This window comes from Armatimonas sp. (assembly GCF_964826245.1).
In genome coordinates this window covers 1-14535 of record NZ_CBAYMC010000103.1, presented here as the reverse complement: position 1 = coordinate 14535, position 14535 = coordinate 1, and the positions used below count along the sequence as shown (strand labels likewise).

Below are 14535 nucleotides of genomic sequence, written 5' to 3'. Positions count from 1 at the left end.
AACTTATCCCCAAGCGCCCCAAAGATAAACCCGCCGACTGCCCAGCCGATTAGAAAGATGGCGGTTAGCTTCCCACTCCAGTCAGCGACGAGCTCCTTGGGGGCGTCCTTCCCGAGAATGTCCACCAGTGATGACTGTCGCACCTGATTGAAGAGGTTCTGATCCATCGTATCGAAGAGCCAGCCGAGCGCGGAGACGCCCAGCACGATCCAGGCATAGCGCGGCACTCCTTGCCACCACTTCTGTTTTTTGTCGTCGTTGCTCAGGGTGCTCATTTGGCAAGCTCGACTTTCGGCGGGGTGGCCCAGGCGTTGAAGCTCTCGGCGATCTTGGCGGCGCGGGTGTCGCCTTTGTGGAAGAGAACGCGGTAGGCAAACGTGACGGACTTGCCTTCGGGAGTAATGAGCTGCCCGGCGTGCCGGTCGGTCTTTTTGGTGGCGTCAAAGTCGTGGAGGCCAAAGGGGTTGGCGGCGTAGAGGCCGTAGGTGCGCGAGTGCCAGGTGGTGGGGTAGCGCAGGTTGCTCGGAGAGTCAAAGATCGCGATCCCGAAGGTCTCGCCGCCTGCCTCCACCGGCCCCCAGTAGTCGTGCCATGGCGATGGTTTCCCCCAGACTGCCGCGTTTTTCACGCCCTCGGCGCTTTCTAACCTCCCCTGCCCCTCCTTTTCGGCTTTCATGATCTCAGGGACGCGGAGCGCAAAAGTCCCTTCTTTGGTATCGCCCCAAGTGAGAGGGCCGCCCACCGCCGTGACCGTCACCGAGAAGTCCAGCAAGATGCTCTCCCCGACAGGCGTGACGACAATCTCGCGGGTGTCTTTGGCAATCGTCTTGCCCGCCTCCGTGATCCAGTCGGTCTTGGTACCGAGCTTGCCATAGACCGCGCCGCTCTCCAGAACGGAGTAGCCGGTATTGACGGTCTTGCCAATCGGGTGCCCCGCCTTCGCCACTTCCGTCCAGAAATCCACCTCGTTCATCTCGCCGTGGGTGAACCAGAGCCCTCGGTGGTGCGGGTGGTCTTTCTCCTCGTGGCCCACTTCTTCTAGCGGCCAGCGCCGGGTCATGTGCTTGCCACCAAAGGCCTGAATGGGGTAGAGATAGGGCTTGTTAGGGCCGGTGGTGGTGTCATAGCGGGTGAAGAGCTGGCCACCGATCAGGATCTCGGCGTTCTTACCGGCTTCTTTGACTTGAACTGTAGCGGCCTTACCCGGCGTCAGCACAAAGAGCTTAGACTCGCCTTTCTTGAGCGCGGGAGCCACAAAAACCAGAGTTGCCTTGTCTTTCCCCGCGGCCTGAATCTGGCAGGTCAGTGGCGTCGCACCTTTGGGAAGTGTGTGCTTTTTCTTGAGATCGGCCTGGGAGACCGTCAGCGAGAGAGGCGCGGCAGCGCTATCGGCACGCTCAGCAGTGACACGCACCGGGATGCTCTGGGCATCGGCAGCGCCCGCCGTGAGCATCACGCCCGCAGCGGCGGCTCCGGCAACGGCACTGCGGCGGAGTAGTTCAGGTTTTGGCATGAACCGGTTTTCGACAGGGGAGGAAGCGATTCCTCCCCTGCGAGTGCGATTTACGCCTTGGGAAGCTCAAAGCCCTTGCGGTACTCGCGGGTGAGCAGCTTATTTGCCTCACTATCACCTGCCCCCACAAAGCGCTCTTTCTTGGGATCGAACTTCAGGCTCGCCCCAAAGCGCAGCTTGGCATCGGGCGTGAGCGCATTGTTAGCCGTGAGATGCTGCATCATGCGCGAGTACGCCTCACCAAACGGCTTGTTTTCAAAGTTGCTCTTGGCCGGATCGCCTTCTTTACCCAAGCGATAGCTCACGTTGCCCAGATGGCAGAGTGCGCTGGAGAGATGGCCTTCCAGAACCGGCGCAGCCAAATCAGACTGCTGACGGCTCTTAACGGCTTTGATAAACGCCGCAAAGTGATCCCCGCCGCCGCTAAAGGTCTCCAGAGGCTTGCCCTCTTTGTCGAATGCCGCTGCCTTGCCGTAGCTAGAAGTAAAGACAACATAGCCATTCTCACCGTAGACAATATCGCCGATATCCGCTCCCATGAACTTTTCCGTCGGCAGGCCACGCACCTCGAAGATGAGCTGCTTGTCGCCATAGTCGTAGGTAGAGACAACGGTGTTGGGGGTATTGGCTTGGTCTACATAGCCCAGCCGACAGCCAATGGTCTCGACCCCCAGCGGGAGCTCGTGCTTGCCCAGTGCCCAGCGCGCAATGTCCATCTGGTGGATGCCCTGGTTGCCCAGATCTCCCGCACCGTAGTCGAAGTTCCAGTGCCACTCGTAGTGGAAGCGATTGGGGTTAAAAGGCCGCTTGGGAGCCGGGCCTAGCCAGATGTCGTAGTCCACGCCCGCAGGCACGGGGCCGTCGGGCTTGATCCCAATGCTCTTGCGCGGCTTGTAGCAGAGCCCCCGCGCCATGGTCACCTTGCCCAGCTTGCCATCGTGCAGAAACTTAATCCCCTGCTGCACGGCTTTTGCGGAGCGGCTCTGGGTTCCCACCTGGCAGATGCGCCCAGTGCGCTGCTGAAGCTGCACCAGCCGCCGTCCTTCGCTCACATTGTGGCTACAGGGCTTCTCCACATAGACATCCTTGCCTGCCTGCATCGCCCAAGACGCCGCAAGTGCGTGCCAGTGGATCGGCAGAGCACAAGAGACGGCATCGATTTCTTTGTCTTCAAAAACCTTACGCAGGTCCTGGTAGATCTTGGGCTTCTTGCCCGTCTTCTTCTCGATCGCCGCCGCCGCTTTTTCCGCGGAGCTTAAGTCCACATCACAGATCGCAACGATCTCGGCATCGGGCTGGCCCAAGTAGCCATCGACATGGGCCATCCCCCGTCCATGCACCCCAATCACCGCCATCCGCACTTTATCCGCCGCTCCATAGCGCCGTCGTGGGCGGCTTGGCTCCGGCTCCGTGGCAAACGCCCCGGATGCAGTCAGCGACGCAATCGCCGCCGCAAAGAACGCCTCGTCCAGAAAACCTCGTCGTGTCATTGCTTCTTCTCCCAAAGAACTAAAAGTCTAAAGAAAAGTTCGGCCCAGCGACGAGGTTTTCCTTCCTTTACTACCGAACAGTGCTACCGGAGTCGGCTTTCTTGTCGGGCTGGAGCAGGATCGCATTGCCCTCGGCATCGGTGGCGGCAAGGAGCATGCCCTTGCTCTCGACACCGCGCATCTTGCGGGGCTTGAGGTTGTAGACCACGACGATCTGCCGCCCGATGAGCTCCTCAGGCGTGTAGGCCGTGGCGATGCCGCTGACGATCTGGCGGTCTTCCTCGCCGATCTTGAGCTGGAGCTTCAGGAGCTTGTCGGCCCCCTCTACTTTCTCCGCCGCCACAATATCGGCGACACGCAGCTCGACTTTTAGAAAGTCGTCAATCGTGATCTCGTTGCTGGTCTCAGCAGGGGCTTCGGGCGCCGCGATAGGCGCAGGGGTCGTTTCCAAGGGTTTCTCCGTTAAAGATAAGTTTTTTGTGTCCACACGCGGGAAGAGCGGGGCGGGCTCGCCGGTCTTGATGCCGCCGGACAGAGCGCCAAAGCGAGTGTTGTCTTCCCAGGTGCCTGCCGTGATCGAGGCCAAGCCCAGCTGCTGGGCCACTTCCTCGGCGATCTTGGGCATGACCGGCGAGAGCAGATAGGTCGCCAGACGCACGCCTTCCAGCGCGTTGTAGACGGCCTCCGCGACAGCCTCGGTCTCGCCTGCCTTTGCGGCTTTCCATGGGGCTTTCTCCGCGAGGTAGACATTGACAGCACGCAGGAGCGGCCAGACGGCAGCCAGTGCGTTGCCCCACTCGAAGCGCTCCAGGGCTTTCGTGTAGGCGGCGACCGTCTCTGCGGCCAGCGCGGTGAGCCCTGCATCAAGCGGTGCATTGGTGGGAATCGTGCCGTCGAAGTAGGTGGCTTTTAGAATGCGGTTGAGGACATTGCCGTAGTCGTTGCCCAGGTCGGCGTTCCAGCGCCCCGCCAGAAACTCCAGCGAGAACTCGGAGTCGTCGGTGAAGCGGATGTCGCGCAGGAGATAGTAGCGCAGGGCGTCTTTCGCCGCGCTCTCCGACGCGCCACTGGCCGTAACGAGCGCATCCACGACGGCTTTGGGCTCAGGGATATTGCCCTTGCTCTTGCTGCCTTTCTCACCGCCGACCGTCCACCAGCCATGCCCGACCACATGCTTGGGAAGCGGCAGGCCCAGCCCCATCAGCATCGCGGGCCAGAACGTGGCGTGGAAGCGAGCGTAGATCTCTTTGGCCATTAAGTGGGCATCGGCGGGCCAGAGCGTGTCAAAGTTCTCGTTCTCGGGCCAGCCGGTGTTGCTCAAGTAGTTGATGAGCGCATCGAACCAGACATAGAAGACTTTGCCTTCGTCGCCAGGGACTTCAATGCCCCAGCCTGCGTTTTTTCTGGAGATCGCAATATCGCGCAGGCCATCGTCGATCATCGCCAGCACTTCATTGCGGCGCGTCTCGGGCAGGAGAAAAGTCGGGTTGGCGGCGATATGGGCCTTGAGCCGCTCACCGTAGGCCGAGAGCTTGAAGTAGTGGACTTCTTCTTGAATGCGCACCACTTTTGCGCCGGTCTCTTTGACGATCCCGTTCTCGTCCACATCGGTGTCGCGGAAGAAGGTCTCATCGGCCACGGAGTACCAGCCTTCGTAGACACCTAAGTAAATATCGCCGCTGGCTTGTAGCCTCTGGAATACCTCGCGGACGACTTTCTTGTGGCGCTCCTCGCTGGTACGGATAAAGCTATTGTAGTCTACTCCCAGATACTGCCAGCACTCCACATAGCGCTGGCTGACGTCATCCACAAAAGCTTGGGGCGTCTTCCCCGCTTTTGCCGCCGCATCCGCGACTTTCTGCGCGTGCTCGTCAGTGCCGGTGAGGAAGTACGCGTCGTCGCCCCGGAGCTTGCGGTAGCGCGTGTGGGCATCGCACAGAAGCGTGGTCGTGGCGCTGCCCACATGGGGAACTCCATTGACATAGTAGATAGGCGTGGTGATGTAGTAGCGTTTTTCAGGCATGGTGAAGTCTGTATCGTCAGAGAGGGGCAAAAAAAGCAAAAATTAAAAAAAGGCCGACCGCACGGGTCAGCGCCGGGTGGGAAGCGCTCAGCCAGGGCGCACGCAGGCATTGGCTCCTGCATCCCAGCCGCAGCTTTCTCCATGGCTCTGGGCTGCCGTCAGCGAGAGCAGGCGTGTCTTGGTTGGGGTTCCGCACTCGGGACAGGGCGTGGGCTCGTCTTTTTGGGAAAAAGAGCGCAGTGTCTCAAAGCTCTGCTGGCAGGACTTGCAGCGGTACTCGTAAATGGGCATAACACTCTATTTTACCGCGCAAAGCAGAGGTATAATAAACGCCATGAGAAAACTGCTGTGCATCGGGGCATTGCTGGGCCTAGGAGCCCTAAGCTATAGCGCACCGCCGCCGCCTGCCAAAACCACACTCGCCTTTACCGGTGCCGAGAAAGCCATCACGCTCGCTGGGGCCTATAGCTCCGCGCGGGTGCTGGTGGAAGAAAATGGCCGTGACGTGAGCGGTGACGTCAAGCTCGCGCTGGCCAACCCGAGCCTGGCGGTGCTGAAAGACGGCACCCTCTGGCCGCGCAAAGATGGCAGCACGGTTCTGACCGCGACACGTAATGGGCAGATTCTGATGATTCCCGTCACGGTAACGGGGCTCGCAGGAGCCAAACAACCGCGCTTTACGTCGGATGTGGTGCCGATCCTCACGCGCTATGGCTGTAACCAGGGCGGCTGCCACGGAGCGCAGCAGGGCAAGGGCGGCTTTAAGCTCTCGCTTCAGGGCTACGATCCCGAGGCCGACTATGAGTCCATTACCCGCGCCGCTGCCGGGCGGAGAGTCTCGCCCGCTCAGCCGGAGAACAGCTTGCTTCTGCGCAAACCCACGATGCTAGTGAGCCATAAAGGCGGCCAGCTCTTCGAGGCAGGTTCGGCGCCCCACCAGCTCTTGGTGGACTGGATCGCCGCTGGGATGCCACGCCCCAAGCCGGAAGAGCCAGAGCTCACGGGCCTGGAGATCGTCCCTGCCGTGCGAACGCTCTCCGTGGGCCAGAAACAGCGCTTTCGGGTCTGGGCGAGCTTCTCCGACAAGACCCGCCGCGATGTCAGCGCGGAGTCGCTCTTCAGTGTAAGTGATGGCTCCGTCGCGCAGGTGACGACAGAGGGTAATGCCCAGATCGTCGGCAAGGGCGAGGGCGCGATCCTGATCCGCTACCAGGACCGCGTCGCCACTGCCTCGCTGCTCTCCCCTTTTGGCAAGCCACGCACCGCCCAGCCACAGCCCACCAATGTAGACCGGCTGATCGAGAATAAGCTCGCCGCCTTGGGGCTGGATAGCTCCCCCAGCTGCTCCGACTCGGACTTTCTGCGCCGCGTCTCCCTGGATCTGATCGGCACGCTGCCCACTCCCGACGAAGTCCGAGCGTTTCTTGCCAACACGGATCCTCAGAAGCGTCAGAAACTCGTGGAGAAGCTACTGGAGCGCCCGGAGTTTGTGGACTACTGGACCCTTAAGTGGGGCGATCTTCTGCGCAGCAACCGCAATGTGCTGGGCGATAAAGGGCTCGTGTCGCTCAACCGCTGGATTCGGGATAGTGTCGCGACTAATAAGCCGTGGAACCAGGTGGCCCGCGAGCTGCTCCTGGCACGAGGCAGCGCCTTCGACGAAGGCCCAGCCAACTACTTCCGCGCCGCCGCCACTCCCGATGCCCTCACGGAGACCACCTCGCAGCTCTTTCTGGGGGTGCGTATCGCCTGCGCCAAGTGCCATAACCACCCCTACGAAAAATGGAAGCAGCACCAGTACTACCAGTTCGCCGCGTTCTTCTCAAGAGTGCGCACCAAGAACGGCGAGACACCCGACGAGAAGATCATCTACACGACAAACTCTGGTGAGTCCGTGCACCCGCGTACCGGAAAAGTGATGACTCCGACAGCGCTCGATGGTGCTCCTCTCCCTAAAGAGTTCACCGGTGACCGCCGCCTCGCCTTTGCGGACTGGCTCACGGATGCGAAAAACCCCTTCTTTGCGAAAGTCTTAGTGAATCGCCTCTGGAAGCATTTCCTGGGCCAGGGCCTGATTGACCCTGTGGACGATGTGCGCGTCACCAATCCCCCCACCAACCCGGCGCTCTTAGACTGGCTGGCGGCGGACTTTGTGAACCACGGCTACGACCTCAAGCACACGATGCGCACGATTCTCGCCACCCGAGCCTACCAGCGCAGCGCCGCCCCCACCAAGCTCAATGTCGCCGACACGCGCTACTTCTCGCACTTTTTCTTCAAGCGCCTCGATGCCGAGTCGCTCTTAGATGCCGTGGGAAGCGCAACCGGCTCACCCGAGAAATTTGGCGGCTACCCGGCGGGCATGCGCGCCACTGAGCTCCCCGATACCACCACCGGCTCGTACTTTCTCGATCTGTTTGGCCGCCCCGCCCGCAATATTGTCTGCCAGTGCGAGCGACAAGACGCCCCCAACCTGGGCCAGCTCCTGCACTTTATGAACGGCAAGGGAATCAACGAGAAGCTCGCCAGCAAGTCAGGCCGCATCGCCAAGCTGATCGAGGCGAAAACGCCGGATGAGAAGCTCGTCCAAGAACTCTACCTCGCCTCCGTCTCCCGCCTCCCCGATCCAGACGAGACATTTGACGCGGTGATGTCGCTGCGTGAGGCCAAAGACAAGGGCAAAGAGGCAGAGGATATTCTCTGGGCACTGCTCAACTCCAAGGAGTTTCTCTTCAATCACTAGAGAAACTTTGAGATTCAGGGGAGGGTAAAGAACCGCTGGCGTTCCTCTTTGCTAGGGCGTGTCAGAAATACCCTCTCCAGCTTCACTTTCTGTTTCCAGCCTTGCTCCAAGAGGATCTGCGCGACATCGGTTGCGCCTCGTGCAAAGAGAAGCTTAGCCATCGCGGAGTGAGCCGGGTAGTAGCTGGGGTCCAGAAGAATCGCAACACCTAGTTTGGCCAGTGCTTCCGCTTCTTCGCCAAGCTCACGATGCACCATGGCTGCAAGAAAATAGCTTTTTCCTTCCGTGGGAGCCGTTTCCAGCAGACGAGCGATCCATACGTCGGCGGACTCTTTGTCGTTATTTTTAGCAGCGATCCCTGCCTTACTGAGACAATAGACCTGTGCCCACTCGGTGCCTTGGACTTCTTCCCAGTTTTTTTGAAGTCGTGCCAGATGCTCTTTCTCATAGTCTTGCATCCGTGCCTGAAACGCTTCTTTACTTTCTTCCATACGGCAGTATAGTGCGGCGTTTGTGTTAGAATCCTGGCATGGCTACAGAAAGCACTTTCCCCTTGCGGGCGGTTCCCGGCTTCTATGGCACCAAACCGGGCATTCAGATCGGCACCTATGTCAGCTCCGAGGCAAGCGACGACGACTTGCAGTTTTTGCAGCAGCTCGGGGTGGAGTGGGCGATGCTCAATATCGTCAACCCGGCGCACCATACGGCGGATGACTACTGCCGCTTTGCGGAGCGGCTGGCGAAGTATGGGGTGAAGATCTACCGGATCGGCAACCACGGTGTCCACAATGTCCCCGAGATCACGCTGAACCTGCCGGGTCGCGATGCGAAGATCGAGGAGTTTCTGGGGTTTCTGCGCAACTTGCAGAAAGCCGGGATCTTCTACCACACCTACGCCCACATGGGAAACGGCATCTGGAGCACGGGGCACACCGCGGGGCGCGGGGGCGTCCAAGCGCGCGTGCTGGACATCAAGAACGCCAAGGGGCACTGGATCGAGAAAGTCTTCGAGGGCGAGCTGACCCACGGGCGGGTCTACACCGAGGACGAGCTCTGGGAGAACTACACGTACTTTATCAAGCAAGTCGTGCCCGTCGCCGAGGAGACTAAGGTCTGTATCGGCATCCACCCCGATGACCCACCGGTCTATGCGCTGGGCGGAATCCCCCGCTGCATCTTTGGCAACGCGGCGGGCTACCAGCGGGCACTGGACATCGCCAACTCGCCCTACATCGGGGTCTGTCTGTGCGTGGGGTGCTGGCTAGAAGGCGGGACGGTCGGGATGGGCTGCGATGTGATTGCGGCGATCAAGAGCTTCGCGGCGCAGAAGAAGCTCTTTAAGGTGCACTTCCGCAATGTCAGCAACCCCATGCCCGAGCCCTGGCAGGAGACCTTCATCGACGACGGCTACCAGGACATGCACCAGGTGATGCGTGCGCTCCGAGAAGTCGAGTACGACGGTGCGATCATCCCCGACCACATCCCCCAGATGCTCGGCGGCTCCCGCCCCGGCCTGGCGTACTCGATTGCCTACATGAAAGCGCTGGTGCAAGCCGTCAACAACGAGTACGGCGGCGCGGTGTAACCGCGATGTAGCCGCCGGTTGAAACCGGCGTCAGCAATGGCCTTCGGCCACAAAGCCCGTACCGGGCTACCAAAATTCTGGCAAGACACGGGCTACGTGGGGATAGAATCGGCCTGGGCTTTTAGATAGTTCCAGGTAGCCCCCTCGGGCATCGTGTAGCTATGGCCTGCCTCACTATCCTTCCACTTGATCGCCTTCCAAGCCTCCGACTGGCGCAACGCTACCACGTCCTTAAGTGCTTGCTCCCGCGTGGGCACCAGAACGGGCTGCGTACGGAAGCTCCCTTCCGTCTGGCAGTACTTCAGATATTTCAGGGGGTTTTCTGGGCTCCCACCCAAGTTATATCCCTCGCCCAAGACAAAGTAAGAGCTTCCGGAGGCGGCCACGGGATAGAGAGGCCAGCGCGTGAGGGGCATTGTGAGGGTTGGAAGCATCAGGCCACCGTAGCGCGGTGCACGCAAAGGTTGTGCCTTCTGAGGAGAAAATAGAATCCGAAGAGTCCATCCAACACGATCTGGAACCTCAAAACCCCGTGCGATTCGCTCCTTTATAGGCGTCTCAAAATCGAAGTACCGTGGGGCTAGTCGGGCCAGCTCCTTCGCAGCTTCTTTCTCTCCCAGAGCCCCAGAATCTCCTCAGCGCGAAGTACACGTGACATACAAGCCTCCCTGACAAACGGTGAGCCCATCGTACCAGAAAGCTAAGGAGAGGTTACACCGGCCACCAGTACGACTCGCGGGGAGCAGTGGGCACAAAGTTAAGGCGCTCTTTGCCCAAGTAGTGCAGGGTCGCACGCTCTAGCAGAGAGAAGTCCTCTGCATTCTCGCGGTTGAGGTTCATCGGCTCTTTGAGCACCACGGGTGGGTTGGTCATGAAGCGCGGTCTCCGAAGCGTGTTCTGCGACGAGGCGTGGAGCATGAAGGGGTGCAGGATCACAAAGTCCCCCACCTCGCCGGTGAGCTCCTCGAAGCGCTGGCACTGCGCGATCAGCTCCTGGAACTTAAAGTCCCCCGGTGCGACTCCCTCGGGGTGCTCGGCGAGAAATTTTGCGATCACGCGCACGGAGTCCGGGGCGATAAACGTCCCGCCGCCCTGGTGCTTCATATCGGACCAGAGAACAATGGTGAGAAGCGCCTGCTCGCGGCTGTCGAGAAAGTGCCGGAAGTAGCTGCCGTCTTTGTGCCAGCCCGTGACTTCCGCGCTAGGTGGTTGCCAGGGCTGATCTGCGCCCCGGTGGAAGTTGGCGACAAAGGCATCTGACCAGATCCAGGAGTTGATGGTCGAGAAGTGCGTCGACTCGATCTGCATCACCTGCGTCTCCAGCCGCTCCTCGCCGCCGATCACCTCGCAGATCGCGGCCCAGGCTTTTGGTGCCAGCTCGCGCACAGGTAGCTGGTGGTAGTGATCCATCCAGACAATGTCTTTTTTCCAGGTGTCGGAGTTGGATTTATCGTAGCCTAGGCGGGAGAAGCCGTCGTCAACCCAGCGCAGGGCCAGCTCCGGGTCAAGACAGTCTTTAACAACCAGATAGCCATTGTCGAGAAAACTCTGCGCCTGCGCATCGCTTAACATTGGGAAGCCCTTCATGGTGGTACAAGTTCATGGTGCCAGCCTTGATTTCCTGCTCACTCTGGGGGAATGTTAGAAAGTCTTGTCGGTGGGCCACTCCTCATACTTGTGCTCTAAGTGACGTTTGATGAGCGTTGATACCAACACGCACACTAGTAAAAGAAAGACAAAATAAAACATAGCCCTCTTGGCTCCTACACTCTAGAGCTTTGGTCAGGTAGGAATATGGGACTCTTGGTAAAATTGCTGGGTTTCCCGCAGGATCAACAAGAAACGAATGCGCCATAGACGTTTTTGAGATGTCATAGCCACTATTTCGGGCGCAGAAGCTCTTCTTCTAGGAACCAGCATGCGTGCTGCGTCCTTCCAAAAGAGCCAGGCACGCACCGGGTCGTGGTCAGAAGTTTCGGTGGCGGGAGTCGGGTAGTTTTTCCAGCTTGCAAACGCGGCGACAAAGACCTCACTGGTTCCAGAGAATAAGCCTTGGGGCCTGGCTGAGGCTGGAGAACGTGGCATCGCCGGTCTCGATCACCCACCAGTGGCTGTCTTTGTCTTGGTCGATGTCTACTGTGAGATACCGCGAGCCGACGCGCTGAGCTGCCTCACGGACAAGGGGCTGTGCCGCCTCCGCATGGCCATAATATCCCGCAGGCTCGCTGATGGCGGCAGGTGCGGGGAGGCTTCACTAAAAACAATCATCTCTCGTTTGCCTTCTGAAACCAACGCTCACGGGCGGCTTGCATTCGCTGTTGCCATTCCCAGCTCTCGTCTTTGCTGAACCAAGCCAGAAAATCATCGGTCATGAGGGCGCTGTAGAGGGCAAGAACTCGCTGCTCCAGCGAGTTGGGGTTCCAGAGTCGGATGAGCTCCAGGGCGTAGAACTCCGTCTCCGTGTCACAGAGCAGCCCGACGTGGGTCAGTGCCAGCCAGTAGAGTGGGTCGCCGTAGCAGACACAATCCAGATCAATTAGCCCCGTCAGCTCTCCGTTTTCAATGAGCACATTCTTGCCCGTGATGTCGTCGAGAAAGCAGATCGGTGCGACGGTGTGCAAGTAGGCTTTAAGATCATCAGGAGCTTCGCTGAGGCGTGGGTGGGTTTGGAGCAGGCTCCACCAAGTGACGTGGTTGCCCGGCGTGCCCGGTGGGACAAAGCCGAAGCCTTCGCCTTGGGGAAGCGTGGTCACCTGGCGCTGAATGGCGACAATCTGCTCAGCGACGCGGGTTTGCTGCGTGGCAGTCATCTCTGCCAGTGCCCAGCGCAGCTCGACACCAGGCGTCCAGGTCAAGATCAGCCAGGAGAAATCCCGAGCCTGCCCGGAAGCCAGCACAGTAGGCACGGGAAGCCCCAGCGCGGCGAGGCGTGCAATGGTATTGATGGTTCCTGCAAAGCCATCGGTGCGAGAGTGGAGCCGCAGGACAACCCGCTCACCACTGGGGAAGGTGATGGCAAAAACAGTGTTTGCTTGCCCTCCCGTCAGCAGCTCAATCGTCATGAACTAAGAAAGTGCTCGGTGAGGCGCTGGGCAACTTTAGCGACAACCAGGCAGCCTGCATTGTCCACTTTCCAGCGCACATCCGAGCAGCCCTGGGTAAAGATCGCAAGCGTGAGCGTGCGCTCGCCTTTTGTGATCCTACCCACATCGTTGCGAACGCCCGTCACTGCGCCGGGTTTGTGGGCACACAAGTAGCCCTCCAGAAAGCGCGGGAGCATTGCGGTGTCGCTGACCTGGCGCATGCGCTTCATCGTCTCCGGGCCGAGCTGCGAGAGAACTTTCACGAAGTCTTCGGTCGTGCCGGTGGCGGTATGGGGTGGGTCACCGGGCTGGAGCGCAAAGCAGATCGGGCGATGGATCTTTGTTGCCGTGCAGCCCCACTCCACTAGGCGCGCATTGACGGCCTCTGGCCCGCCCACCGCCCGCAGACACAGATTGCTGGCCGTGTTGTCCGAGACCGAGATCGCCAGAGTCACCAGGTCACCGAGGGGCAACGTGAGGCCCGGTGTCAGGGTTGCGAGTACGCCGCTTCCCGGCACGTAGTCCGCCTCGGTCACGGTGATGGGCTGCATCAAGTCCAGCTCTTGCTGAAAGACTTCCTCGACGATGGCGATCTTGATCGAGCTGGCTGTGGGGAGCACACGGTCGGGGTGGTAGAGAAAAACCTCTCCACCACACTCCGCCGCCACGCTCAGCACGCCGCCGCCCAGCTCCGCTTCTAGGTCTTGCATAAAATAGGAGCCTAGTGCGCTTCGTCGTCGTCGCTCAGCAGTGAGTAGGGTGAGCCATCCGCATCCTCGTTTTCTTCGGCAGCCAGAATCTCCCGCGCCGACTCGGACTGCACGGATGACACAGGCCGCGCACGCTCTTCGGCCCACGAGCGCAGGTGGTCAATACTCTCCTGCATGGTCACCGAGAGCGGTACGGAGATCTTAATCGAGCGCTTCAGGTCATCCACCGTCATCTCACGGATCGTCTCCTCACCCGTCTTCTCGTTCTTATCGCGATCTGCGAACGCCGAGAACAGCGCCGAGACCACCGCCTGCTCGATCTCTGCCCCAGAGAAGCCCACCGCGACTTTTCCCAGCTCGTCGGTCTTGAAGTTCTTGGGATCACGTCCACGCTTCTTGAGGTGAATGTCAAAAATCTCCTGGCGCTCCGCCTTGGACGGCAGGTCGACAAAGAAGATCTCATCAAAGCGCCCTTTTCGCAGGAGCTCCGCGGGCAATGCCGTGACATCATTGCTCGTCGCAATCACAAAAACAGGCGCTTTTTTATCCTGCATCCACGCTAAAAACGTCCCAAAAACACGGCTAGTCGTTCCACCATCGCTAGAACCTGAGCTTTGTGTCCCCGAAAAGCCCTTTTCTAATTCGTCTATCCACAACACACAGGGGGCGACTGATTCTGCGGTTGAAATTGCCTTTCTAATATTTTCTTCGCTCTGACCGACGATCCCTCCGAAGATTTTACCGACATCTAAGCGCAAAAGTGGCAATTTCCAGAGTGAACCAATGGCTTTAGCGGTGAGGGAGTTATGTACTACCGTAAAATCGTCTAGGAGGAAACGGTGATCACCTGAGACCATAAACCCATAGTAATCCCCAACTCCAGCAGGTTCTACTGTTATTCCCACATTCAAAACGTTTTTACATTGTTGTCGTGGTTGTGCTTGTTTGCGATGGAGTAAGACAGGGATCATATTGGTATGACCTGAGATGTGTACCCGGTAGTAAGTATCAGAGTAAGTCATTCCCAGCATCTTGCAGGACTTGATCGAAGGTGTCACATAGGCAGCAAGGCCAAGAGAGCGTGCCACAAAAGCAATGTCATTGGCAAGTTGTTCCCGTTTTTGAATCACTTCAAAATCGTTGCCTGCCATACAACCATCTGTATCAATAATCCCTGCAAGAAGGCGAAGTCGCACTTCGCGTGAGTTTGCTTTATAGGCAAGGGGAATATGCTTATTGCCAAGGACACCTATTTCACGCAGTGCATCCAAAAGCGGATTTACGGTTCGGCCCTGATTTCCTGCCGTCAGGTGGTAGGTTGCTGCTTGATTAGGACGGTTCGTTTTTTCTGCACGGCGGATGCGGAGTCCATAGTGCTCTGCAGTAGT

General features: G+C 59.1%; 12 protein-coding genes and 1 pseudogene. 2 read left to right on the top strand and 11 right to left on the bottom strand.

The genetic code is table 11. The features are described 5' to 3' along the window. The 5 genes and pseudogenes from AC1XOS_RS11455 to AC1XOS_RS11435 form a co-directional block, all read right to left on the bottom strand. Positions 1–275: pseudogene (locus tag AC1XOS_RS11455) on the bottom strand (MFS transporter); the annotation flags it as partial. Further along, positions 272–1513 carry a DUF6807 domain-containing protein gene (locus AC1XOS_RS11450; RefSeq protein WP_481962353.1) on the bottom strand — a complete coding sequence of 414 codons (1242 nt, stop codon included), beginning with the start codon at positions 1511–1513 and terminating at the stop codon, positions 272–274. The pseudogene AC1XOS_RS11455 and the gene AC1XOS_RS11450, both read right to left, overlap by 4 nt. A gap of 50 nt (positions 1514–1563) precedes the next feature. Then, positions 1564–3003, bottom strand: a complete 1440-nt coding sequence (locus AC1XOS_RS11445; protein WP_481962352.1) for a Gfo/Idh/MocA family protein — start codon at positions 3001–3003, stop codon at positions 1564–1566. Positions 3004–3073: 70 nt separating this feature from the next. Continuing rightward, positions 3074–5026, bottom strand: a complete 1953-nt coding sequence (gene metG / locus AC1XOS_RS11440) for a methionine--tRNA ligase (protein ID WP_481962351.1) — start codon at positions 5024–5026, stop codon at positions 3074–3076. An 87-nt stretch (positions 5027–5113) separates the two neighbouring features. Further along, positions 5114–5317 carry an FmdB family zinc ribbon protein gene (locus tag AC1XOS_RS11435; RefSeq protein WP_481962350.1) on the bottom strand — a complete coding sequence of 68 codons (204 nt, stop codon included), beginning with the start codon at positions 5315–5317 and terminating at the stop codon, positions 5114–5116. Positions 5318–5360: 43 nt separating this feature from the next. Here AC1XOS_RS11435 and AC1XOS_RS11430 point away from each other — a divergent pair, with 43 nt between their 5' ends. Then, a complete protein-coding gene (locus tag AC1XOS_RS11430; protein WP_481962349.1) occupies positions 5361–7769 on the top strand; it encodes a DUF1549 and DUF1553 domain-containing protein in 2409 nt (802 codons plus the stop codon). A gap of 14 nt (positions 7770–7783) precedes the next feature. Here AC1XOS_RS11430 and AC1XOS_RS11425 read toward each other — a convergent pair whose 3' ends face one another. Continuing rightward, on the bottom strand, positions 7784–8260 hold the full coding sequence (locus tag AC1XOS_RS11425) for a hypothetical protein (RefSeq protein WP_481962348.1): 477 nt from the start codon (positions 8258–8260) through the stop codon (positions 7784–7786). Positions 8261–8298: 38 nt separating this feature from the next. Between AC1XOS_RS11425 and AC1XOS_RS11420 the strand changes: the two genes are divergently transcribed. Continuing rightward, on the top strand, positions 8299–9354 hold the full coding sequence (locus AC1XOS_RS11420) for a mannonate dehydratase (RefSeq protein WP_481962347.1): 1056 nt from the start codon (positions 8299–8301) through the stop codon (positions 9352–9354). Positions 9355–9446: 92 nt separating this feature from the next. On the opposite strand, the gene AC1XOS_RS11415 is transcribed toward AC1XOS_RS11420, so the two are convergent. The 5 genes from AC1XOS_RS11415 to AC1XOS_RS11395 all read right to left on the bottom strand — a co-directional run. Further along, positions 9447–9815 (bottom strand): hypothetical protein, encoded by a 369-nt coding sequence (locus tag AC1XOS_RS11415; protein WP_481962346.1) that lies wholly within the window; start codon positions 9813–9815, stop codon positions 9447–9449. Between the two features lie 250 nt (positions 9816–10065). Further along, positions 10066–10926 (bottom strand): phytanoyl-CoA dioxygenase family protein, encoded by an 861-nt coding sequence (locus tag AC1XOS_RS11410; protein WP_481962345.1) that lies wholly within the window; start codon positions 10924–10926, stop codon positions 10066–10068. 692 nt (positions 10927–11618) lie between these two features. Beyond that, entirely contained in the window at positions 11619–12416 is a 798-nt protein-coding gene (locus AC1XOS_RS11405; protein WP_481962344.1) for a phosphotransferase, read from the bottom strand. Continuing rightward, positions 12413–13147, bottom strand: a complete 735-nt coding sequence (locus AC1XOS_RS11400) for a serine hydrolase (RefSeq protein ID WP_481962343.1) — start codon at positions 13145–13147, stop codon at positions 12413–12415. Before AC1XOS_RS11400 ends, AC1XOS_RS11405 begins: the two co-directional genes overlap by 4 nt. Before the next feature lie 11 nt (positions 13148–13158). Beyond that, positions 13159–14535 (bottom strand): AAA family ATPase (locus AC1XOS_RS11395; protein ID WP_481962342.1); only part of this gene is annotated, 1377 nt, incomplete at its 5' end.